We start from the raw sequence: 22043 nt of genomic DNA on the forward strand, positions 1-22043 counted from the left end.
GCTCATTATCATTACTTTATAACGATGGGTTCCGACCAGTATTCCTGGTTGTAGATATCGGAGAATCGATAGAGGATATGGCAGGCGCCGTTTCCTACATCGGTATTGCTGATAGTCATATTCTCGGAATAAGTTACCTGATCGCCGATGAAGTAGCTGTCCTGATACTCCATATCGTATGAGTAGTAGTCGCAGATGAAGTCCAGCTTATCGCCGACAGTGAGCTCTGTGAGGTTCTTTGCAACTGCCTCGGTCTCGCCGCCGACATAGTCTGTGGAAGCTCCTGCGATGTAACCGTCGGGATGATCGCCGTCAAATACGATTATGAGGTTTACTCTTTCGTTGTTGAGCAGGGCGGGAACATAGCCTCTGATTATCTGTTCAGTACCGTTGTAGGTAGTATCTGTGTGATAGTATGCAACAACGTTTCCGTTGATAGAGAGCCAGTTCTTTTCCGTATCGGCGACGAGAGCGCCGTTATCGTCGAAGGTGAACAGGTTGTCCAGACCAAGGTCGATATAACCTGATCCGTCGTCGTAGAACATATTAAGGTCGAGCTTGTGTACCATTTCCCACTGAGCGTTCTCAAGCTTCATGGTGTAGGTGCCGTTGTTCTCGGTCCATACGAGGTTTGAGGGATCGAAGTAGTGAGTTGAAAGGTACTCTGCTGTGCCGTCCACATCAGTGTCGTCCATGAACTCGGTATTTGAGCTGTCGAGACCTTCGATGCTCCTGCCGCCTCCGCCGAGGAAGCTTGAAAGGAGTGAGCCAATCATATCGGAGCTGCCGGATGAGCCCGATGAACCGCCCATGCCGAAGAGTGAGCTCAGAGCCGAGCCTGTGCCGCCTGCTGCGATCTGACCGCCTGTCTCAAGCTTAGCGAACTGCTTGATACACTTGGAATATTCGGAGTCCATACCTATCTTGTCGTAGGTCTTGCAGGCTGAGTCAACGTAGGAAGTACGCTGATAGGGGAAGTATATGGAAACGCCGTAAGCATTTGTCATATTTGAGGAGGTGAGATTGTACTTAACAGCCTTTCTGAGAGCCTCAGCAAGTGCCTTGCCCTCGGAAGTGCCGACATTCTCTGCAAGATTTACCAGATCGACCTGGTCAATGCGTGTGCTCTCCGCAAACTCGCGGGTAGCGTATCTTGCGTTGGAGATATCCTTGTACTCGTTGTTTGATATCTTTGTGCTGACGGACTTTGCAAAATCGGAAAGCTTTGCGGGAACTGTGTTTGAGAATTCCGCAAGGTCGATAACAGAGAGAGTCGTCTTCTGGCCTCTGCACTTCTTGCCGCATTCGGAAACGAAATCGTCAACGATGTTCTTGCCGATGTCAAGTGTAGGCATAGATGTATTCTTACCGAGATTTGTCAGCCATCTTGTATAGAACCAGCCGATACCGGGCTCTGTCTCCTCGGAGGCGATAAGGTAGTCAGCATGGTCGTTGAGCATGAGTGCAGTTTCAGCTGTAGCCATAAGACAGGCGTCAAAACCGATGAAGTCGAACTGTACGCCGCCGCTGGTGAGAGCCTGCTTGATGCCTGCAAGGCTCATAGAGCCGCTGCTCTTGTTCTTCTCGTCGTAGCCGTAGCCTGTAACAGATCCGCCGCCGTGATCCCAGAGGATGAGCTCGTTTCTGTTGGCAGGGAAGTTCTTTGCACAGAACTGTATGAATGAAGCAAGGTTATTGGGGTCGGTCATGGGCTTGCTGCCCGCATCGTCAACAAGTCTGCCGATCTGGCCGTTCTTGATCTGGTAGATCTGGTTGACCTTGTTGCTTATACCGTTTACCTTCCACTTTGAGCAGCCGCCGGTGAATACGATGATATTAACGTTATCGCCGTATGTGGCAGCTCTCATTTCCTCCATATCGGAGGAGGCCATGCCGTACTTTGATTCAAGGTCAGTACCGCACATATATACCATAATGGTAACTACGTCCTCGTTATTGCCCTTGATGACAGTTCTCTTGTCGCGTGAACCTGTTGCAACGCTGGTGTCAACGCTGGCGTCGCTGGTAAGGTTTCCTGCGGCAGTATCCTCAGTGCTGAAGCCGAAGCCCGAGGGCACCGAGCCGATGTCCACGCCGCCGTTTCCGCCGGTGAGGGATCCGAGAAGATCTCCGCCGCCGCCGCCGCTTCCGCTGAACAGCTTGAATATGATGAAGCCGATTATGATAAGGGTGACGAGACCGCCGCCGCCTGCGGCAGCTCTCTTGGCTCCGCCGCCGCCACCGCCTGTCTGACCGCCGTGATAGCTGCCTGAACCTACGGGACCTGTGCCGAGACCGTCGCCGCGTCTATGAGCTCCGTTTCCGCCAGAGGTGACATTCTTGCGTCTGCCCTGGGGTCTGTTCTGATTAGGATCCATAATAACCTCCGTATTTCTTCGCATTGTCAGGCATGAAGCCTGTTTAAGTATATTTTACACGCTTTTATGGAGAATGTCAAGTTAAAAACGGTTACAAATGAAAAACCTGTCAAAAAAGCGCAGCTGCAATTATGGTCTGCGGCTGCGCTTATGGTCAGTTCCGTGATACTATCAGCTTTCTCAGACTGATATTGTCAAATACGTCTATTACTCCGTCCTCGTTTATGTCTGCGGCTTCGTTGTCGATGACGGTCTCAAGCTTCAGCAGATAGCGCTGGAGGAGAACAAGGTCGCCGACGGCGATACGGCCGTCGCCTGTAACATCACCCTTCAGTCTGGGCAGCTCCTCGGGGATAACGGGTTCAAGAACGAATTTCTCGCGGTAGTCTCCCGTTAAGAGAGCCACTTCCATTTCGGCTTCGGTATCGGAGCTCAATGCGTAGAAAGCGGCACATTTATTGTCCTGCGCAAGGCAGTAGCTGCCGTCCTTGTTGCATATTACCGTGAATTTCTGCTCCTCGGCTCCTGTATATTTTTCAAGTTCAAAACTGAGCCAATCCGTGGAGGTAAGGGCTCTTCCGCGCTGATCCGTTATTGTGTATCTTCCGTCGTCGAGCCGTGTCAGGCTCCATATCTGGTCGTTGAGTGTAAAGGGCTGATTCCCGTTCATATCGGGCTGTACGCTTACGCCTCTTGCATCGAAGCGGATGATCTTTCCCTCCATATTGAATACGAATTGTCCGTTGCTGAGAGTGCGGAGCATATAGCTTCCGTCGGTGACCTGCGGGTGGACGGGGATTATGCTCCACAGCTGGCAGCCGCCCTCCCAGTAGTTCCACTGGTTGATATTGCCGCCGTTTTCCTTTGACCATTCATATACGTCAAGACCGCCCTTGTCCTGTGAGCATTTGGAAACTATACCGTAGTCCATGCCGCATCTCACTATCCTGAACAGCTGATTGTCGGCTCTGCTGTATTTCTGGAGCTCTATATTCACGCCGTCCTCTGCTGAGCTTTCGGCGACAGCGATGCACATGGATTCGTCGCCTGCGGACATTATCCTGCAATAGTTCTCGTCAACGGAGATGATACGCCACTGCTGTGCCCAGCTTCCGTTTTTCTCCCATTGCTGGATATTTGTACCTTCGTCAAGCTTTCCGTTGGGGAGGTCTACAGCCATTGAGCTGTTCTGGTTGATGATATAATAGGACACACCGCTGAGCAGGTCGGTGCCGCTGAGATATGTGTCTGAGCCTGCGCCCGAAACTGTATCGGCCTTGTTTATGAGATGAGAACTGCTGTCGGTATGATCGGCGCTGTACTGACGGACAGTACCTGAGAACTGCTTTGTCTGAGCGCCCCATATGCTGTGATTGTTAGTGCCAACAGCAGTGAATGACATGACTTTTTTACCTGTTTCGTCCTTTGCAGCCAGGAAGTAGCCGTGATAAACCTGTCCGCCAACGGTTATCTCGGCTGCGGAACTGTCATTTGCCTGCGACCATTTCCCGGAGATACTTCCGCTAATGGTACCGTCGCTGTTGAGAGATATGGTGCTGTAGTTGATTATCTTTCCGTCGGTGGAGGTGCCGTGATCTATGAACTCATATTCTCCGGCGATATCATTTTCATTGTAGCCATTCTCGGCGATGAAATCGTAGGAATACTCAAAGGGAGCCACAACAGGCCAGCCCTTTTCGTTGAAGTACATGGAGTGTACTCTCACCTCATGGAATTCGGCGCCGTCGTCAAATCTTGTATGGTATATCAGGAACCAGCGGCCGTCGTCGTCGCGAAGCACCGAATTATGCCCGCAGGCCATATAGGCCTTGTCAAGAGAGCTGAACTTGTAATTGCCCATAACCTTCAGTCCTGTTGAGTCGAGATCGGGATTTGTGGGCAGAACTGCCTGTCTGCCTGCGGGATCGGTAAAGGGACCCGTAGGTGATGAGGAGCGGAATACTCTCATGTTATATCCGCCTGTGGAGGTAAGACCGCCATAAGTCACCCACAGGTAATAATAGCCTGTATCGGCATTGTACTCGATGAAGGGACCCTCGCCTGATTTACCGTAGCCGCCCGATATCTTTGTGCCGAAGTAGCTGTCGATCATTCTTCCGTCGGAGGTCTGTCCTGTTTCCGGGTGTATGCACTGACCTGTGGCGGGATCTATCTCCAGAGTGAATATGCCTCCCGACCATGAGCCGTAGCACATATACATCTTTCCGTCGGTATCGGTATATATAGTGGGATCGATGGCATTGGGGAACAGCTGATTGTTGTAATTGCCCTTGTTGAACCAGCTGCTGTTGAAGCTTACCTTACCCTCGGCAATGAGCTCGTCGATGTTGGTGGAGGTATATTTGCGGTTCACATTTTTGGTATTGCTTTTTGCATAGCTGTCATTCTCGGTAAAGCCCGAATAGATGAGGGTATCCACAAAGGTATAGGGCCCTTCCACGTTCTTTGAGGCGGCATAGGCTATGACAGACCGCATATATGTGGAGGAGGTGCAGAAATACATCAGGTATGCGCCTTTTGAGCCGTCGCTGTTTATGTAATCGGCGTCCCAGAAAACGTCGGGAGCCCATACCGCGAAGCCTCCTTCACAGTCCTCCAGATCCTCGCCTGCCCAGGCAAAGGCTTTTTGCAGATTTTGCGAGAGGTTGCCGAATTCAACATTATTTGTCTTGGCATAGCCGTTTGAAAAACGTCTCCAGTTCATGAGATCGGTGGATTTTGCTGCTTCGATATGAGAGCCGAAAATGTAATAGGCACCGTCCGCTTTGACGATAGAGGGATCGTGTACGGATACTCTGGTCCCCGAAGCAGATGTGGGGAGTACAGAAAACGCAGTAAGTGCCAGACAGCCCGAAACCAGGGCTGATATGAGCTTTTTGAATTTCATCCCGATTTCCTCCTTGCATAGATCTTTTTATATAATTATAAAGACTATTGTGAGAAATGTCAATAAAACAGCAGTGCAGAAAAGTGTTCTCACCGTTACAGATAATGTGAAATACAGACAGGTCGTCAGTTTCATATATTTGTCCGCAAATAATACGGGGATTTTGTCAAAAGTTCCGATTTTTCGGGAAACTATTGGAAATCGGGAAAAACTGTGATATAATGTACAGGTATTCATGAATATTACATATTTAAAAGGTGAACGGTGCTTCCTATCGCGCAAGCGGTGCAGGAAGGTAAAAGGGAAGCAGGTGAAAGACCTGCACGATCTCGTCACTGTGACCGTACAGCATTATCCATGTGCCGTCTGGTGCAGCCACTGCTATAGCGGGAAGGCGGAGAAATGTGCTATTGTACGGAAGTCAGGAGACCTGCCGTTTATCGGTACACGGCTCACAGCCGCGATCACGAGGCATTGATCGTACCGTTGCTCTTGATATGAGCTTTATTGTCATGCCTTCTGCTCTGCGGAAGGTGTTTTTTGCGCACGACCTATGTCTCCTTGAAAAACAGGAGGAAAAAATGAAAAAGATCATTGCAGCTATTTCTGCCATCACACTGACAGCAGCCTGCTTCGCTTCATGCAGCAGCGAAAAGAAGGACAGCAAGTCCGAGTCCGCAGCAGAGACAACTACTGTTGCAGAGACAACCACAGAGGAAGCTACAGAGGCTGATACCACTGAGGCTGAGGAAGAAGAGGAAGACGAGGAGAACTACGATACAGGCGACGCTTCTCTTGACAATGTCCGCAATCAGGACGAGATAGGCGATAACGAGCTTCTCGTAGTAAGCTTCGGTACAAGCTTCAACGACAGCCGCCGCCTTACTATAGGCGCTATCGAGGACGCTCTTGAGAAGGCTTTCCCCGATTATGCAGTACGCCGAGGCTTTACCGCAAATATCGTAATCGACCATGTAAACAGACGTGACGGTATCCTTATAGACGACCTTGACGCTGCTCTCAAGAGAGCTGTTGACAACGAGGTAAAGACCCTTGTTGTTCAGCCCACACACCTTATGAACGGCTTTGAGTATGAGGAGCTTTCAGGCAAGATCGCCGAGTATTCCGACGCCTTCGACAAGGTGGTCATCGGTGAGCCCCTTCTCACCAGCGATGATGACTTTGCAAGAGTCGAGAAGGCTATTACAGACTGGACAAATGAGTACGATGACGGCGACACCGCTATCTGCTTCATGGGTCACGGTACAGAGGCTGAATCCAACGGCGTATACCAGAAGATGCAGGATCTGCTCACAGCTGACGGCTATAAGAATTACTTCATCGGTACAGTCGAGGCTGAGCCCTCACTGGAGGACGTTATTGCCAAGGTCAAGGAAGGCGGCTACAAGAAGGTAGTTCTCGAGCCTCTCATGGTAGTTGCAGGCGACCACGCAAACAACGATATGGCCGGCGATGATGAGGATTCATGGAAGTCTGCATTTGAAGCCGAGGGCTTAGAGGTAGAGTGCCTCCTCAGAGGTCTGGGCGAAAACGAGGATATCCGCAGCATATATGTAGATCATGCACAGGCTGCAATAGATTCTCTCAACTGAAAACAATATGCAGCCGACTAACAGTCGGCTGCTTCTTTAAAAAGGTGAATATATGAAAAAAAGAATTATTATGGCAGCGCTGGCTGCGGCAGCTCTTTCGCTTTGTTCGTGTTCGGATAAAGGCAGTTCTTCATCGGAAAAGGCTGATGTAACCACAACTGCGGCTGAAACTACAGCGGAGGCGACGACTGTGGCGGAGACCACTGCGGAGACCGCTACGGAACAGGTGACGGCTCCTCAGAAGGAGGTAGGCTACAAGGGCATGGAGGCTGTCACAGCCGATGGCGTCAGCGAGGGCGAGTACGATATAACCGTTGATTCAAGCTCCACTATGTTCAGGATTACGGAGTGCAGGCTGGTGGTATCCGGCGGTGCCATGACAGCAAGAATGACCATGAGCGGCAGCGGCTATGAGTATCTGTTCATGGGTACGGGCGAGGAAGCAGGAAAGGCTCCCGAGACCGAGTATATCCCTGCCGAGGAGGAAGGCGAAGTTGTTGCCTTTACTGTACCTGTTGAGGCTCTGGACAAGGAGATCGACTGCGCTGCCTTCAGCAAAAAGAAGCAGCAGTGGTATGACAGGAAGCTGGTATTCCGCGCCGACTCACTTCCCGAGGGTACGCTTTCGGGCAGGAGCAAGGTGACCGCCGAAGAACTGGGACTTGCCGACGGTGAGTATACGGTAGAGGTAAGTCTTGAAGGCGGCTCTGGAAAGGCGTCGGTACAGTCTCCCGCAAAGCTTACCGTAAAGGACGGACAAGCCACTGCCGAGATCATCTGGAGCAGCAACAAGTACGATTATATGGTAGTTGACGGCGAGAAGATACTTCCGGTCTCGGTTGACGAGTTCTCGGTATTCGAGATACCCGTTACGGAATTTGACGGTAGAATGGACGTATCTGCCGATACAACGGCTATGAGCACACCTCACGAGATAAGCTATACCCTTATTTTTGATTCGGAGACCATAAAGTGATATGATAAAAAGATTGTTATATGCAGGAGCGGCTGTCATACTGCTTGCAGGCTGTTCCGCAAAGAAGAGCTCTGCTCCCGTAAGGCCCGTAACAGGCAGCGGAATAATGCTGGATCATGCAAAGCAGTTCACTGCCAGTCGTACCGAAGACGGCTGCACGCTTGTGGATATAAACGGGGACAGATATCTGATAGTGCCCGAGGACGCGGAGCCGCCTGCCGATACTTCGGGAGCTGTTGTGATACAGCAGCCTGTTTCCTGCGTATACAATGCGGCTTCGTCCGCAATGGATCTCATTGACGGAGCGGGAGCCCTTGACAGGGTAGCAATGACCTCCACTAAATATGAGGACTGGTGCCTTGATTCGGTCACATCTGCAATGGACAGCGGAGACATAACTTACATAGGCAAGTACAGCGCTCCCGATTACGAGGCTCTTCTTGAGGGCGGCTGCGGACTTGCCATCGAGTCTACTATGATATATCACAGTCCAGAGGTAAAAGAGCAGATAGAGGCTCTCGGCATACCTGTACTTGTGGAGCGTTCGAGCTATGAGACGGATCCTCTTGGACGAATGGAGTGGATAAAGCTCTACGGTATCATATTCGGCTGTGAGGAGCAGGCGAACAGGCTCTACGAGGAAAAAACGGGACAGCTCAACAGTATCCTTACCGATGAAAAGAGCGGGAAAAGAGCAGCCTTCTTCTATATCAATTCCACGGGCGGAGTGGTTATACGCAAGCCCTCGGATTATGTACCCGAGATGATGAGAATGGCAGGAGGAGAGTACATCTTTTCCGCTGACGATCTCGGCACGGACGAGAATGCGCTTTCCACCATGACCATACAGCCCGAGGTCTTTTACGAAAAGGCATGGGATGCAGACTTTCTCATATATAATTCCGATATCACAGGGGGGATAGATTCTCTCAGCTCTCTCCTTGAGAAGTATCCCGTGCTGGGAGACTTTACGGCTGTACAGAGCGGAAATATCTGGTGTACGGAGAAAAATATGTTCCAGCAGACCACAGGTGCTGCGGAAATGATAGAGGAGCTTCACAGCATATTTACAGGTGAGGCTGAGGACAGAATGGAGTTTATTTACAGACTGGAGGGTTAATGATGAAGGCACAGCGGCTTCGGCTCATTGCAGGCTATACGGCGCTCATACTGCTTGTAATAGTGCTTGGAACTGTGAATATCTGCGCCGGAAGTGCGGATATCTCCCTTTCCAGACTGAAAGATGCACTTACCGATCCCGATTCCGACAGGATAGCCTATAATATCATAACCCAGCTGAGGATCCCCCGCACCTTTGCGGCTGCTGTCCTCGGAGGAGCGCTGGCTGTATCGGGCTTTCTGCTCCAGAACTTCTTCTCCAATCCCATTGCAGGTCCCTATATACTCGGCATATCCTCTGGAGCGAAGCTGGTGGTGGCGCTGCTCATGGTGTTCTCGCTGTCTCAGGGCTTTGCACTCAGCTCCTTCGGCATGATAGCCGCAGCCTTTGCGGGCTCCATGATGTCTATGGGGATAATCCTGCTGATCTCGGGACGGGTACGCCGTATGTCGGTGCTTATCGTCTGCGGAGTCATGATAGGCTACATCTGCTCGGCCATAACAGAGCTGGTAGTGAATTTCTCGGACGATTCCAACATCGTAAACCTTCATAACTGGTCAATGGGAAGCTTTTCGGGCATAGGACAGAGCGAGGCTCTCATATCTGCGGCAGTAGTGCTGCCTGCCTGTGCGGCAGCCTTCATGCTTTCAAAGCCCATGAACGCCTATCAGCTGGGGGAGAGCTATGCTGTAGGCTCGGGAGTACGCATAAAGGCCTTCCGCGTGTCGTTGATACTGCTTTCGAGCCTGCTTTCCGCCTGCGTTACAGCTTTTGCAGGTCCTGTTTCATTTGTGGGTGTAGCTGTTCCCCATATCGTAAAGAGCGTTTTCGGGACAGCCAAGCCTATACGCATACTTCCTGCCTGTTTTCTGGGCGGAGCGGTATTCTGCCTGCTATGCGACCTGATAACCAGAACGCTCTTTGCGCCTACAGAGCTGAGTATAAGCACGGTCACGGCTGTTTTCGGAGCTCCTGTGGTTGTGTATATGCTGCTCCGCCGCGAGAGGAGGAACGGCAATGTCTGATACTGTACTTCGTGCGGAGAAACTCTCCGCAGGCTACGGCAGCACCGTTATCGTGGACGGCGTCAATATCTCCGCACAGAGCGGAAAGATACTGACTCTTATAGGCCCCAACGGCGCGGGAAAATCCACTGTGCTGAAAACCATCTGCCGTCAGCTTAAACCTTTGGGGGGCGCTGTGTATATCGGCGGCGAAAGGATTGAAGACCTTGGAAGCATTCAGCTGGCCAGGTCCGTATCCGTGCTGCTGACAGGCCGTGTAAGAACGGAATATATGCGCTGTTCCGATGTTGTGGAGACGGGAAGATACCCGTATACAGGCAGGCTCGGCGTGCTCACGGCAGAGGACAGGAAATTGGTGCGTGAGGCCATGGAGCTTGTGGGCGTGTCTCACCTTGCGGACTGTGATTTTGAGAGGATAAGCGACGGCCAGCGCCAGAGAGTTCTGCTGGCAAGTGCAATATGCCGCCGTCCAAGAGTGCTTATACTTGACGAGCCCACCACATTCCTTGATATAAAGGCCAAGCTGGAGCTCATGAGCATACTGAAAAGGCTTGCAGCAGGGCAGGATATGGCTGTGATCCTCTCTCTACATGAGCTGGAGCTGGCTCAGAGAGTTTCTGATACCATAATATGTATAAAGGGCGCGGCTGTAGACAGGACAGGCACTCCCGAGGAAGTATTCTCGGGGGGCTATATCGGTGAGCTCTACGGTGTTCCGTCGGATAGCTTCTGCGAGGTATACGGTACTCCCGAGCTGGGACGTCACGGGGGCGAGCCGCAGATCTTCGTCATCGGAGGCGGCGGGAGCGGAGCTGCTCTGTACCGCAGGCTCAGTCGTATGGGTATACCCTTTGCTGCGGGAGTATTACACGAAAATGATATAGAATATCCCGTTGCTGCGGCACTTGCCGCAGAGGTGGTGACCGAAAAGGCCTTTGAGCCCGTTTCGGAGGAGTCCTTCCGTAAAGGGCAGGAGATTATGAAGAAATGCGGACGGGCAGTATGTGCTGTCAGGACCTTCGGTACTATGAACGAGGGCTGCCGCAGACTTGCTCATGAGGCCGAAAAACTGGGCATACTCGTGAAAGAGGAGGAGCTATGAAGGAAGGATCGCTGCTGACAAGAAAGGCCGTTGTGATACCGCTCACCCTGCTCTGCTGTTTGCTGTGGGGAAGCGCTTTTCCCTGCATAAAGATAGGGTACGGCTATTCAGCCATAGCTTCAGATGATACGGCATCACAGATATTCTATGCAGGGCTCCGCTTTACGCTGGCAGGCATACTTGCACTTGTTATGGGAAGCATCATGGCGCGGAGGCTCCTTCTGCCAAAGAGGACAGCCGTGCCGAAGTTCATGGCGCTCTCTCTGTTCCAGACCATATTGCAGTATACCTTCTTCTATATCGGACTTGCTCGCAGCACGGGCATGAAAAGCTCCGTGATAACCGCGTCAAACGTCTTTCTCTCTATACTTGTGGCTTCGCTGATCTTCAGGACAGAGAAGCTGACGATACGCAAGGTCATAGGCTGCGTCATCGGCTTTTCGGGCGTTGTCCTCATCAATCTCGGCGGTATTGACGGAGGCTTCAGGTTCACGGGGGAGGGCTTTGTTTTTCTCTCTGCGCTGTCCTATGCCTTTTCTGCCGCCCTTATTAAACGCTTTTCCGCGTCGGAGGATCCCGTTATGCTCAGCGGCTGGCAGTTCGTTTTCGGCGGAGCTTTTATGACTGCACTGGGTCTTGTGCTCGGAGGGGGCATGACTCAGGTAAATCTGCGTGGTATCCTGATGCTGATATATCTGGCATTTGTTTCCGCGGCTGCATTTTCCATATGGGGAACTCTGCTGAAGCATAATCCCGTATCGGTAATATCGGTTTTTGGGTTCATGAATCCCGTTTTCGGAGTTATCCTGTCATTCCTGCTGCTCTCGGAACGAAGCGCTGCGGGACCTCTGTGCGTTACAGCCGCACTTGTTCTCGTTGCTGCGGGGATAATGACGGTAAATTATGCTCCTTCAGCACATAGAGCAGAAGATGGGAATATTTAAGACTAATTTAAGATTGGTTTAAGGATTGAGTATTATCATAATGTCAACGATATGATATGTGGGGGTATTGACATGAGAAAGTTTCTGGTGCTTGCAGCGGTCACAGTTGTTACCGCTTCACTCTGTTCGTGCGGAACAGAGATAACTATGCCCGAGGATGAGAATGGAAGCGGTTCGGTGATCTATGTTTCGCCTGCGGATTCGTCAGGCACTGAAATAGTAACAGAGGAAGAAACGACGACTACGGAATCCAAGGCTAATATGAATTTTTTCGTAAGTATCAATTGAAGAAGGAGCAGTTCACAGGGACTGCTTCTTCTTTTTTTGTTGCATTTCAGCGGGATATGTGTTATCATAGTAGATATAATATAGCAAACGGAGTTGGAATACTGTGAACAGAATACTGCTTGTTGAAGATGATAAGGAAATAATCGCTAACCTCACCGAATTTCTCACCGGCGAGGGCTTCAGCGTAAAGAACGCCAACGGACAGACAAAGGCTCTGGAAATGATAGAGAATGACAGCTTTGATCTGGTGCTTCTTGACGTATCTCTTGCGGAGGGCAACGGATTTGCCGTATGCTCCGCTATAAAGTCAAACACCTGTATACCCGTCATATTCCTTACGGCCTCCGGGGACGAATTCAGCACAGTTACGGGATTCGATCTGGGAGCCGACGATTATATCGCAAAGCCCTTCCGTCCCCGTGAGCTGGTTTCCCGTATCAAGAACGTATTGAGACTTACGGGCAGCACAGGCTCGGTGACGCAGCTGGGTGATGTGCTGGTGGATACCGTCAAGGGTACTGCCAGCAAGAACGGCAGGGATCTCTTTCTCTCGGCGCTGGAGTACAGGCTCCTGCTTGTATTCATCAACAACAGGGGAGCTGTCATGACAAGGACGAAGCTGCTTGAGTCCATATGGGATATAGCAGGGGAGTTCGTCAACGATAACACCCTGACAGTTTACATCAAGCGTCTGCGCGAGAAGATAGAGGACGATCCCGCAAATCCGACCATAATAAAGACCGTAAGAGGTCTTGGCTACAGGGTGGACTGACATGAAGCTGCTGAAAAACACAGAGGTAAAACGTACTGTTTTTATAATGGCATTCCTGGCGGTATTATCGGCAGCAGGTGCGTATATTTATGACAGGATACTTGTTGTTCCGGTGATATGTCTTTGCGGAGCCTTCATTGCGGTATATCTCATATCTACCGCTCTGCGCTACAGGAGGATCACAAAGCTGTCCGCAGATATCGACCGTATACTTCACGGTGATGAGAACATCAATATCGAGAACTATTCCGAGGGAGACATTGGCGTGCTTCAGAGCGAGGTCTACAAGATGACCATACGTCTGCGGGAGCAGCAGTCTAATCTTATGCAGGACAAGGTGTTCCTTGCCGATCTGCTGGCTGACATATCCCATCAGATAAGGACGCCGCTGACCTCAATAAATCTGCTGGTGTCCATGATGTCCGATCCGGGTATGTCGGCAGAAAAGAGGGAGCAGACCGTTCATAAGCTATACGGGCTGCTTTCGAGGATCGACTGGCTCATAACGGCGCTGCTGAAAATGTCTAAGCTTGACGCGGGAACGATCAGGTTCCGTAAGGAGACCGTGACCATGCAGGAGCTTCTGGACAAGGCCTGTATGCCTGTAAGAGTGCCTATGGAGCTGCGCGGTCAGGAGCTGGTGGTATCTGCCGAAGGAGAGGTGGAATGCGACCTGTCATGGACCTGTGAGGCCATAGGCAATATCGTCAAGAACTGCATGGAGCATACTCCCGACGGAGGCACTGTCACGGTAAGCGGCATAAGAAATCCGCTGTATTCCGAGATAATAATAAAGGACAGCGGCAGCGGCATCTCCGAGGAGGACCTTCCCCATATCTTCGAGAGGTTCTACAAGGGCAGAGCGTCCGAGGACAAGGGCGGCTTCGGCATCGGCCTTGCTCTTGCCCGTATGATCGTGACTGAGCAGAACGGTACCATAAAGGCCGAGAACTCTCCCGGGGGCGGAGCGGTATTCAGTATCAGGATATACGAGAACACTATATGAGGCAGGAAAAACCTGCCTTTTTCTTTTGTGACATATTTGTTATAATAAAGTCACCTCTGTGTCATATTGAAATGATAAGATATACACATAACCTCGGAAAGGATGATACTATCATGGAAATACTTAAAGTTGAAAATCTTTGCAAGACATACGGCCGCGGAGAGAACGAGGTAAAGGCTCTGGACAATGTGAGCTTTTCTGTGGAAAAGGGAGAGTTTATAGCAATAATCGGTCCTTCAGGTTCGGGAAAATCAACGCTTCTGCATATTCTCGGAGGAGTTGATAAGCCCACTTCGGGAAAGGTCTTTATGGACGGCAACGACGTATACGCCCAGAACGACGAGCAGCTTGCCATATTCCGCCGCAGACAGGTTGGACTTATATATCAGTTCTATAATCTTATCCCCGTTCTTAACGTTACGGAGAATATAACCCTTCCCGTGCTTATGGACGGTCAGCAGGTAAACAACGAAAGACTCAACGAGCTTCTTGACATACTGAAGCTCAAAGGCCGTGAGAATCATCTTCCCAATCAGCTTTCAGGAGGACAGCAGCAGAGAGTATCCATAGGCAGAGCGCTCATGAATGCACCTGCGGTGGTACTTGCAGACGAACCTACAGGAAACCTTGACAGCAAGAACAGCAAGGAGATAGTTGACCTTCTGAAGATTTCCAACAAGAAGTACAACCAGACCCTTGTCATCATCACCCACGATGAGAATATCGCCCTTCAGGCTGACCGTATCATCGCCATAGAGGACGGAAAGATTATCCGTGACGAGGTGATACGCAAATGAACATATTCAATAAAGTGACCCTGCAGTCACTGAAGAAGAACAAGGCAAGGACTATCGTTACGATAATAGGCATCATGCTTTCCACAGCGCTGATATGCGCGGTCACTACTTCATTTGCGTCTGTGCGAGATTATGCCATAGGCTATTACGAGTATACAGAGGGCACATGGCACGGCATGGAAAAACAGACTGACAAGCGCACATACGATATCGTCAAAGGCTCCGATAAAGTAAGGAGCAGCGGAGCAGTCAGCTATATCGGCTATGCAGGATCTAACAGCGTAAACGATTATAAGCCTTATATATATGTTGCGGGCATAGAGGAGTCGGAGGACGGACTTATACCCGTACACATCATATCCGGACGTATGCCCGAGAACAGCAGCGAGATAATCCTGCCGGATCATCTCTACGAAAACGGCGATGTTGCAATCACCGAGGGCTCGAAGCTGTCGCTTGGCATAGGCGACAGAAAGATAGATAAAGAGAAGCTTGCCGAACTGGGCGCAGACGTTTTTCGTGATCTGAGCGATGCTTACGGCGGAATGCTTGATGAAATGATGCTGGATCAGGACACTCCCTATATTGCAGTGGACGATGACGAGGGCAAAGCGGTCACAGCCGAATATATAGACGTCAGAGAGACAAGGGAGTACACTGTGGTGGGCTTTTACGAGCGTCCGGATTTTGAGGATTACTTCGCACCCGGATATACGGCTCTGACCGTTCCCGACGAGTACACCGACGATTCCCGTATGACCCTGTACTACCGTATGAAAAATCCCAATGATATATACGACTTTATGGCGGAAAACGATCTTGACGGAAAGACTCACAGAGAAGTACTCATGTTCAGGGGAGTTTCAAGGTATAATTCCTTTTACAGGCTCATATACGGACTTGCGTCCGTGGTGATAGGCCTGATCGTATTCGGCTCGGTAATGCTCATATACAACGCCTTTTCTATTTCCGTTGCCGACAGGACAAAGCAGTTCGGACTTCTTGCCTCTGTGGGAGCCACCAAGAAGCAGCTCCGTAAAATGGTGCGCTTTGAGGCAATTGCTGTAAGCTTGATCGGTATACCTCTCGGTATACTTCTCGGTATCGTGGGAATGTGGGTCACGTTCCTTGCTATCGGAAGCAAATTTGCAGTATTTGCAGGCGATGATTATCCCGAGCCCATGCGTATCTGTGTATCTCCCGTTGCTATAGGAGCAGCCTGTCTGATAGGCTTTATCACAATAATGCTCTCAGCATGGATCCCCTCCGTAAGAGCTACAAGGATATCTGCTGTAGAAGCTATACGCCAGAACAACGACATCAAGCAGAAGAAGTACATCAAGACTCCGAAGATAATATATAAACTGTTCGGTATTTCGGGAATACTTGCCCACAAATACTTCAAGCGCAGCAAGAAGAAGTACCGCGCGACTATCATCAGTCTTTTCCTGAGTATAGTTCTGTTCATATCCGCATATTCTTTCACCGCATATCTTGTGAGTGCCATTGCGGACGCTAACAATAACTTCGGCATGGATTATGTTCTCACTCTTTATAATCCCGACGGCGTGGAGGAATCGGGCATTGACCCGTATGAGGTGCTTGCCGATATCAAAAATACCGAGCACATAACCAAGGCCTCCTTCAATGCGCGCAACTATCTGCCGTACATATATGTTAATAAAGACGATCTGCGCAGTGAAGTGCTTGAGGGTGAAAGCGCCGGCCTTGAAGAAATCGACGCTTACGGAACGCAACGCGAAGGATATCTGAATTTTGATATTGAGGAGTACATAATCGACGATGACGAATTCAGAGAGCTTCTGAAGCAGTACGGCTTGTCCGAGAGTGAATTCATGGATAAGTCATCGCCCAAGGGCATAATAGTTGACAGCACACTTGCTTTTGACAGCGAGAGCGGCAGAATGGTCCGCACCAAATTTTTCGCAAAAGATGAATTTGATCTGGTATATTCAAGCTTTGACAGCGTAAAAGGATACTTTTTCTCTCACGTACTCGATGACGGAAATGTTGTATATGTCAATGAAAAAGACGTTAACGACACCAAGCTGATCCCCATAGAGGAGTGCAGCAAGGACAGGACTCTCAACATAGGCAAGGTGATAGACGAAAGACCTTATTTCGTCACATCTTATTCCAATGCTGTGATATATCCCTACAGTTGCATAAAAGAGGTCATCGACGATGCTCAGCTGTATTATTATGACTTTGCCATAAAGTCCGATGATACCAAGGCGGGCTATGAAAGCTTGAAGGAAACCTTCAAGGAAAAAGGCATATCAGATGAGGAGTTCTGGAATTATGCTGCCGGTGTGGAATCAGAGCGCAATATGGTGGTCATCATCAAGGTCTTTGCATACGGATTCATCGTGCTGATATCACTGATAGCAGCTGCAAACGTTTTCAACACCATAACCACAAACATCAATCTCCGCCGCAGGGAGTTCGCAATGCTGAAATCAGTGGGAATGACCGCAAAGAGCATGAGGAAAATGCTTAATTTCGAGTGCCTGCTATATGGCTCAAAGGCGCTCCTTTACGGACTTCCTACATCTATCGGCGTCACATATCTCATCTACCTTTCAATAAACGAGGGGATAGACACTCCATTCTTTGTACCATGGATAGCAGTTCTTATAGCTGTTATGAGCGTGTTCATCGTTGTATTTGCAACAATGATGTATTCCATGGGCAAGATAAAAAAGGATAACCCCATAGACGCTCTTAAAAACGAGAATATCTGATAAAAAGGCCGCAGTTTATAGCTGCGGCTTTTTATATATTATTGTTCTCTATCCTCAAGTCTGTCCATAAGATGGTCGAACAGTCCCTTTCCCTCGTCCTTCCAGTCCAGATCCACGTCCCTTGCGCTTTCTTTCCAGCGTGAGCCGTCTGGCAGGAGAGAGTAGGCTATATTGTGCTGCTGCCATTCGTTTGCCATATCCTCGGGAGTCCTGTACGCCTGCATATCGACAGTATGTATCGGGTGTATATCAGAGAGCGCCCTGCATATTATGAGGATATCGTCAGGCTCGGTTATCATGAATGAATCGGTTATATGCCAGTTATCGGTCTCGCATAATGCGTAAAACTCCCTGCCGTCGTAGCTGAAGGCGTAATTGGTGCCGCTGCCGTCGGTGTCGTGAAGACCGATATCCTCCGGGGAGGTCAGCAGAGAGTGCGTCACAGAGGCTGCTTCTTCCGCAGTATCGGAGGGAGCTTCCGCAGCAGATGCTGTTTCTTCGGGTGTTGATACGCCCTCTGTGCAAACAGCTGTTTCGGAACTCGTGCTGTAAGGCGTGACGGTGACATTATCGCAGCCTGATAAAGTCAATAGAAAGATCAGGGAAACAGCGGGAAAGAACTTCTTCATATGTATCACCATATCTATCAGCTGCTCTTGCGGAAATTCTTGTCGGTGAATATCCTTGCGAATATAAGTCCCAGTGGGAGGGCAGTTACTATTAATACGGCCTTTGTGAGCCACAGACCTCCTGTTGAGATATCATTGAGAGCTATATAGTATATTCCCTTGTACATGAACATTCCCGGAACCATGATAACTATTGACGGTACAGTGAGAGTTATCCTCGGATAGCCTATCCATCTGTGAATGGCCGACGCCAGCAGGCCTGCCGTAAGAGCGCCGGTAAAGGCTGCAAGTCCCACATGGACATCTGCAAGGTCTATGAGCTCAAGTCGCAGGGTATTTGCTATCATGCCTATTAGACCTGCCGTGGCAGCCATTTTTCGTGTGCTGTTGAACATGAGCGAGAAGCCGTAGACTCCGCAGAAGCTGGTGACAAGAGTTATTATCAGGCGCAGCGTGGGATCAAGTTTGTAGGCTTCAAAGTCCTGGGGATGGAAATTGAATATGAGCGCCGTTACCCAGCCTGTTAGGGTCGCCACAGTTATGATCAGCAGGGCATAGGTTATCCTCTCTATACCCGAGCGCAGATCCAGCTTCGCAAGATCCATGCCGCCGGTTATCAGTGGGAATCCCGGGATTACAAAGAGCATTGAGCATATATATCCCGCCTGATGAACTTCGGAGACGCCCAGGAGCAGCTCCGCCAGCTTGATGAACAGTACATAGGTGCAGCAGGCAGAGGCAACGCCGGCGGTTACGTTTGCAAAAAGGGTTATATGCTTTTCCAGCATTTTCCTGCGGACGAAGTTTCCTATGCCTGCGCCGAAAAAGGCACATATCATCTCAACGATACCGCCGCCGAGAAGAAAAGTGAAGGCGCAGCAGGCAAGAGCCGAAGCAAGTCCCAGGTTCCAGGCCTTGTAATTGCCCTTCATCGTCTGGAATTTATCCAGTATCATATGGAACTGCTGAACGGAGTATTTTCCCGCACGCTCGGCAAAGCCGTCAGCGAAGCTCTCCAGCTCGTTGAGTTTATCTGTGTTCACGCCCGTATTGTTGAGGGAGATGGCATTTGTATAGGTCTCTCCGCCGCCTACACAGGTATATTCTATGGAAAGCAGGCCTATATCCGCATTGCAGGTTATGCCAAGAGCACGCGCCAGCTTGTTCATGGACGCTCTTACGCGCCATGCTGCCGTGCCTACAGACAGCATCATCAGACCTATCCTTCCCACAAGAGAAGCTTTCTCGCTGAGGGACGCATTTACAGCTGGCTCCGTGCTCTCGCTGTCAACTATCTCATGCCAGTTTATGGTCATATGCTGTTTTCTGAACTTACTCATAAAGTGCTCCTTTAAGATCGTTATTGTCAGAGTGTATTATACCACTTTTCGCAGTAAAATGCAACAAGCGAAAAAAAACGGAAGCAAAGCTTCCGTTTCCTGTCATATAAGGTTGTTTTTGATGGCGAATACAGCCAGCTGAGTTCTGTCCTTCAGCCCCAGCTTTTCAAGCAGCCTGGAAATACCGTTTCTTACGGTGCCCTCGGCAAGGAACAGCTTTGCAGCTATCTCTCTGTTATCGGCACCGTCGCATATCAGTCTGAGGAAGTCGATCTCACGCTCGGTAAGATCGAAGTTCTTTGCGTCCTGCTGCACGAAAACGTCCTTTTTGATGGAGCGGAACACATTGTCGCAGAATACGTTTATGCCGCCTGCAACAGCCTTTATGGAGTTAATTATCTTGTCGTTGTCCATCTCCTTGAGTATATAGCCGTCCGCACCGCCTGCCATGGCCTTGTCGACAGTTTCCTTGTCGTCGAATGTAGTCAGCACCAGCACCTTTACATCGGGGAGAGTGTCCTTTATCTTTCTTGTGCCGTATCCTCCGTCGTAGTCGGGCATACGCATATCCATGAGGACAACATCGGGTTTCAGCCTCACGCTCATTTCATAGGCTTCCTTTCCGTTGGAAGCCTCTCCCACAACATTGAGCTCGCTGTCACCTGCAAGGACTGCCTTCAGTCCCGCACGGAGTATCTGAACATCGTCAGCTAAAATAATATTGATCATGTCTGCACCTCTCTTAACGGTATTTTTATAATGGTGTTGAAGCCCTCTCCCTCAACTGACGTGAATCTTGCGGTACCGCCGATTGCTTCTGTCCTTTCGCGTATACCGCGGAGCCCGTTGTGCTCCTTTATATCCTGACAGCCCTTTCCGTTGTCGAGGATATACATTTCAAAGCGGTCGTCGAGGAATTTGAGGATAATGTCTATCCGCTTCGCGTCGGAATATCTCAGGGCGTTGGTAATAGTTTCGCGGCAGTTGTCGTATACGGTCTTTATGCAGAATCTGTACCTGTCGTCCTCTGTGCCCTGTATACAAAGCTCTGTTTCAACGCCCCGGACGGCAGTCAGGACAGTCCGGACGGCTCTTGTGACCGAGGTCATGAACTCGTCGTCGCGGAGATTGTTTATAGTACACCTCAGCTGTGTGACGCCGCTTCGGGAAAGACCGTCTATCTCGGTGATATTGCCAAGCATATCATTTATATCGGGAGCTTCCTTCTCTGCTTCAAATTTCAGCATTCTTGCAAGGGAGCTTATCATCGTGAAGGTATGACCTGCGGAGTCGTGCATTTCCTGAGCTATGCGGTTGCGCTCCTGCTCGAGGCTGAGCTTCTTCTCGGCAGAGGCCAGCTCGTGGTATTCGGTGACGTTGCTTATGGTTATGATACTTGCCACCTTGTTGCCGTTGTTATTCTCGCAGCAGGACTGCTTCAGGCTGTAGTAATCGTTGCCGATCTTCACCTCCAGAGCTTTGAAATCGTCGGACAGGGTCTGTCCCGAGGCGTCAGAGAGAGACTTCATGAACTGCGGCAGGTCGGCGACTCCCGACATGAACGACACGGAATCCGCGTATATGTTCTTGTAGGATATATTGTTGTTGATATCGAATATTACCACTCCGCTGTTTATGTTGTTTATGGTATCGCGGATAGCGAGACTGTTGATATTGAGCAGTCCGTATCTTCCAAGAGCGATAATGATAAGCAGGCTTGAGAATCCGAAGAACAGGGGAGTGAGTGTAGCCTTTGATCTGAATATGCCTGCCAGTGAAAGGGTATTTATTCCCAGGGGGATAGCGGCTGACATGATAAGCAGTATGGACTGCTTTGTGAGCTGATCCGATCGTCTGGTATGCTTCAGGCATATAATGGTGATGCCTGCAATGATACATATGTAATATATCACCTGAAAGACATAGAACATGGGACCGTAGACTACTCTTCCCGCTTCAAATACGGAATAATAGGTATTGTGCAGCGGATTTGACAGGGTGAGTATCAGTGCCGAGGCAGATATCAGCGGCGTAAACGTGAGTATCCTGCGAACACGGGGGCCCGCGTCGGAGTATTCGGCGGAAAGCATGAGCCACAGCGGGCCGAAGAAGCATATTCCCAGATTGCCGATAGAATAGCTTATCCAGTACTGCATCCTTGTGTAGGAGAACAGGATAAGAAGCTCCGAGATGACCCATATGACTATTGACACCTGACAGCTTATGAAAAGAAAGGTAAGTCTGTTTTTGTTTCCTCTGCGTATTACCCATGTCAGGGATACGATCATACCGCAGAGTCCGAGAGAGAGAAGGATCGCGGGGACTATAGTGCTGAGCATATTACACCTCCTGCCGTTTTTGAGCGAATATTAGATCATTT

At 50.0% G+C, this 22043-nt stretch carries 17 protein-coding genes and 1 riboswitch; of the genes, 11 read left to right on the forward strand and 6 right to left on the reverse strand.

Annotated features, from left to right (window positions below; translation table 11 throughout):
- Nucleotides 1-11: 11 nt before the first annotated feature.
- Nucleotides 12-2378, reverse strand: a complete 2367-nt coding sequence (locus tag Q0Y65_RS00440) for a clostripain-related cysteine peptidase (protein ID WP_297955421.1) — start codon at nt 2376-2378, stop codon at nt 12-14.
- Between the two features lie 154 nt (nt 2379-2532).
- Entirely contained in the window at nt 2533-5286 is a 2754-nt protein-coding gene (locus Q0Y65_RS00445) for a family 43 glycosylhydrolase (RefSeq protein WP_297955424.1), read from the reverse strand.
- Nucleotides 5287-5531: 245 nt separating this feature from the next.
- A riboswitch (cobalamin riboswitch) is annotated at nt 5532-5739 on the forward strand.
- 128 nt (nt 5740-5867) lie between these two features.
- Here Q0Y65_RS00445 and Q0Y65_RS00450 point away from each other — a divergent pair.
- The 11 genes from Q0Y65_RS00450 (at nt 5868) to Q0Y65_RS00500 (ending at nt 17694) form a co-directional block, all read left to right on the forward strand.
- Complete coding sequence (locus tag Q0Y65_RS00450; RefSeq protein WP_297955427.1) at nt 5868-6899, forward strand: sirohydrochlorin cobaltochelatase; 1032 nt, start codon at nt 5868-5870, stop codon at nt 6897-6899.
- Between the two features lie 52 nt (nt 6900-6951).
- Nucleotides 6952-7875: a hypothetical protein gene (locus Q0Y65_RS00455; protein ID WP_297955430.1), complete on the forward strand. Its 924-nt coding sequence runs from the start codon at nt 6952-6954 to the stop codon at nt 7873-7875.
- A 1-nt stretch (nt 7876) separates the two neighbouring features.
- Nucleotides 7877-8995, forward strand: coding sequence for an ABC transporter substrate-binding protein (locus tag Q0Y65_RS00460; RefSeq protein ID WP_297955433.1), 1119 nt, complete (start codon nt 7877-7879; stop codon nt 8993-8995).
- 2 nt (nt 8996-8997) lie between these two features.
- The gene (locus tag Q0Y65_RS00465; protein ID WP_297957034.1) at nt 8998-10020 is read left to right on the forward strand and encodes an iron ABC transporter permease; all 1023 of its coding nucleotides are present in this window, start codon (nt 8998-9000) and stop codon (nt 10018-10020) included.
- A complete protein-coding gene (locus Q0Y65_RS00470; protein WP_297955434.1) occupies nt 10013-11122 on the forward strand; it encodes an ABC transporter ATP-binding protein in 1110 nt (369 codons plus the stop codon). Before Q0Y65_RS00465 ends, Q0Y65_RS00470 begins: the two co-directional genes overlap by 8 nt.
- Nucleotides 11119-12066 (forward strand): DMT family transporter, encoded by a 948-nt coding sequence (locus Q0Y65_RS00475; RefSeq protein ID WP_297955437.1) that lies wholly within the window; start codon nt 11119-11121, stop codon nt 12064-12066. The genes Q0Y65_RS00470 and Q0Y65_RS00475 overlap by 4 nt, the downstream gene beginning before the upstream one ends.
- Before the next feature lie 72 nt (nt 12067-12138).
- Nucleotides 12139-12354 (forward strand): hypothetical protein, encoded by a 216-nt coding sequence (locus Q0Y65_RS00480; RefSeq protein ID WP_297955439.1) that lies wholly within the window; start codon nt 12139-12141, stop codon nt 12352-12354.
- 103 nt (nt 12355-12457) lie between these two features.
- The gene (locus Q0Y65_RS00485; RefSeq protein ID WP_297955442.1) at nt 12458-13126 is read left to right on the forward strand and encodes a response regulator transcription factor; all 669 of its coding nucleotides are present in this window, start codon (nt 12458-12460) and stop codon (nt 13124-13126) included.
- A gap of 1 nt (nt 13127) precedes the next feature.
- On the forward strand, nt 13128-14132 hold the full coding sequence (locus tag Q0Y65_RS00490) for a HAMP domain-containing sensor histidine kinase (RefSeq protein WP_297955445.1): 1005 nt from the start codon (nt 13128-13130) through the stop codon (nt 14130-14132).
- Nucleotides 14133-14245: 113 nt separating this feature from the next.
- Nucleotides 14246-14929: an ABC transporter ATP-binding protein gene (locus Q0Y65_RS00495; RefSeq protein ID WP_297955447.1), complete on the forward strand. Its 684-nt coding sequence runs from the start codon at nt 14246-14248 to the stop codon at nt 14927-14929.
- Nucleotides 14926-17694, forward strand: coding sequence for an ABC transporter permease (locus Q0Y65_RS00500; protein WP_297955449.1), 2769 nt, complete (start codon nt 14926-14928; stop codon nt 17692-17694). Before Q0Y65_RS00495 ends, Q0Y65_RS00500 begins: the two co-directional genes overlap by 4 nt.
- Nucleotides 17695-17732: 38 nt before the next feature.
- Here Q0Y65_RS00500 and Q0Y65_RS00505 read toward each other — a convergent pair whose 3' ends face one another.
- From Q0Y65_RS00505 to Q0Y65_RS00520, 4 genes are all read right to left on the reverse strand, one after another.
- Nucleotides 17733-18335 carry a hypothetical protein gene (locus tag Q0Y65_RS00505; RefSeq protein WP_297955451.1) on the reverse strand — a complete coding sequence of 201 codons (603 nt, stop codon included), beginning with the start codon at nt 18333-18335 and terminating at the stop codon, nt 17733-17735.
- Nucleotides 18336-18340: 5 nt separating this feature from the next.
- Complete coding sequence (locus Q0Y65_RS00510; protein ID WP_297955452.1) at nt 18341-19663, reverse strand: threonine/serine exporter ThrE family protein; 1323 nt, start codon at nt 19661-19663, stop codon at nt 18341-18343.
- Between the two features lie 102 nt (nt 19664-19765).
- On the reverse strand, nt 19766-20392 hold the full coding sequence (locus tag Q0Y65_RS00515) for a response regulator transcription factor (protein ID WP_297955454.1): 627 nt from the start codon (nt 20390-20392) through the stop codon (nt 19766-19768).
- On the reverse strand, nt 20389-22002 hold the full coding sequence (locus Q0Y65_RS00520; RefSeq protein WP_297955457.1) for a histidine kinase N-terminal 7TM domain-containing protein: 1614 nt from the start codon (nt 22000-22002) through the stop codon (nt 20389-20391). The genes Q0Y65_RS00515 and Q0Y65_RS00520 overlap by 4 nt, the downstream gene beginning before the upstream one ends.
- Nucleotides 22003-22043: the final 41 nt, after the last annotated feature.

It is taken from the genome of uncultured Ruminococcus sp. (assembly GCF_947301925.1).
In the GTDB taxonomy this organism is placed as follows: Bacteria; Bacillota; Clostridia; order Oscillospirales; family Ruminococcaceae; genus Ruminococcus.

Bases quoted from the DNA above. Each gene is read 5' to 3' on its own strand.
- Q0Y65_RS00445 (WP_297955424.1), bottom strand. From the start codon at position 5,286: ATGAAATTCAAAAAGCTCATATCAGCCCTGGTTTCGGGCTGTCTGGCA.
- Q0Y65_RS00465 (WP_297957034.1), top strand. From the start codon at position 8,998: ATGAAGGCACAGCGGCTTCGGCTCATTGCAGGCTATACGGCGCTCATA.
- Q0Y65_RS00470 (WP_297955434.1), top strand. From the start codon at position 10,013: ATGTCTGATACTGTACTTCGTGCGGAGAAACTCTCCGCAGGCTACGGC.
- Q0Y65_RS00495 (WP_297955447.1), top strand. From the start codon at position 14,246: ATGGAAATACTTAAAGTTGAAAATCTTTGCAAGACATACGGCCGCGGA.
- Q0Y65_RS00480 (WP_297955439.1), top strand. From the start codon at position 12,139: ATGAGAAAGTTTCTGGTGCTTGCAGCGGTCACAGTTGTTACCGCTTCA.
- Q0Y65_RS00490 (WP_297955445.1), top strand. From the start codon at position 13,128: ATGAAGCTGCTGAAAAACACAGAGGTAAAACGTACTGTTTTTATAATG.
- Q0Y65_RS00500 (WP_297955449.1), top strand. From the start codon at position 14,926: ATGAACATATTCAATAAAGTGACCCTGCAGTCACTGAAGAAGAACAAG.
- Q0Y65_RS00460 (WP_297955433.1), top strand. From the start codon at position 7,877: ATGATAAAAAGATTGTTATATGCAGGAGCGGCTGTCATACTGCTTGCA.
- Q0Y65_RS00475 (WP_297955437.1), top strand. From the start codon at position 11,119: ATGAAGGAAGGATCGCTGCTGACAAGAAAGGCCGTTGTGATACCGCTC.
- Q0Y65_RS00520 (WP_297955457.1), bottom strand. From the start codon at position 22,002: ATGCTCAGCACTATAGTCCCCGCGATCCTTCTCTCTCTCGGACTCTGC.
- Q0Y65_RS00455 (WP_297955430.1), top strand. From the start codon at position 6,952: ATGAAAAAAAGAATTATTATGGCAGCGCTGGCTGCGGCAGCTCTTTCG.
- Q0Y65_RS00515 (WP_297955454.1), bottom strand. From the start codon at position 20,392: ATGATCAATATTATTTTAGCTGACGATGTTCAGATACTCCGTGCGGGA.
- Q0Y65_RS00510 (WP_297955452.1), bottom strand. From the start codon at position 19,663: ATGAGTAAGTTCAGAAAACAGCATATGACCATAAACTGGCATGAGATA.
- Q0Y65_RS00505 (WP_297955451.1), bottom strand. From the start codon at position 18,335: ATGGTGATACATATGAAGAAGTTCTTTCCCGCTGTTTCCCTGATCTTT.
- Q0Y65_RS00450 (WP_297955427.1), top strand. From the start codon at position 5,868: ATGAAAAAGATCATTGCAGCTATTTCTGCCATCACACTGACAGCAGCC.
- Q0Y65_RS00440 (WP_297955421.1), bottom strand. From the start codon at position 2,378: ATGGATCCTAATCAGAACAGACCCCAGGGCAGACGCAAGAATGTCACC.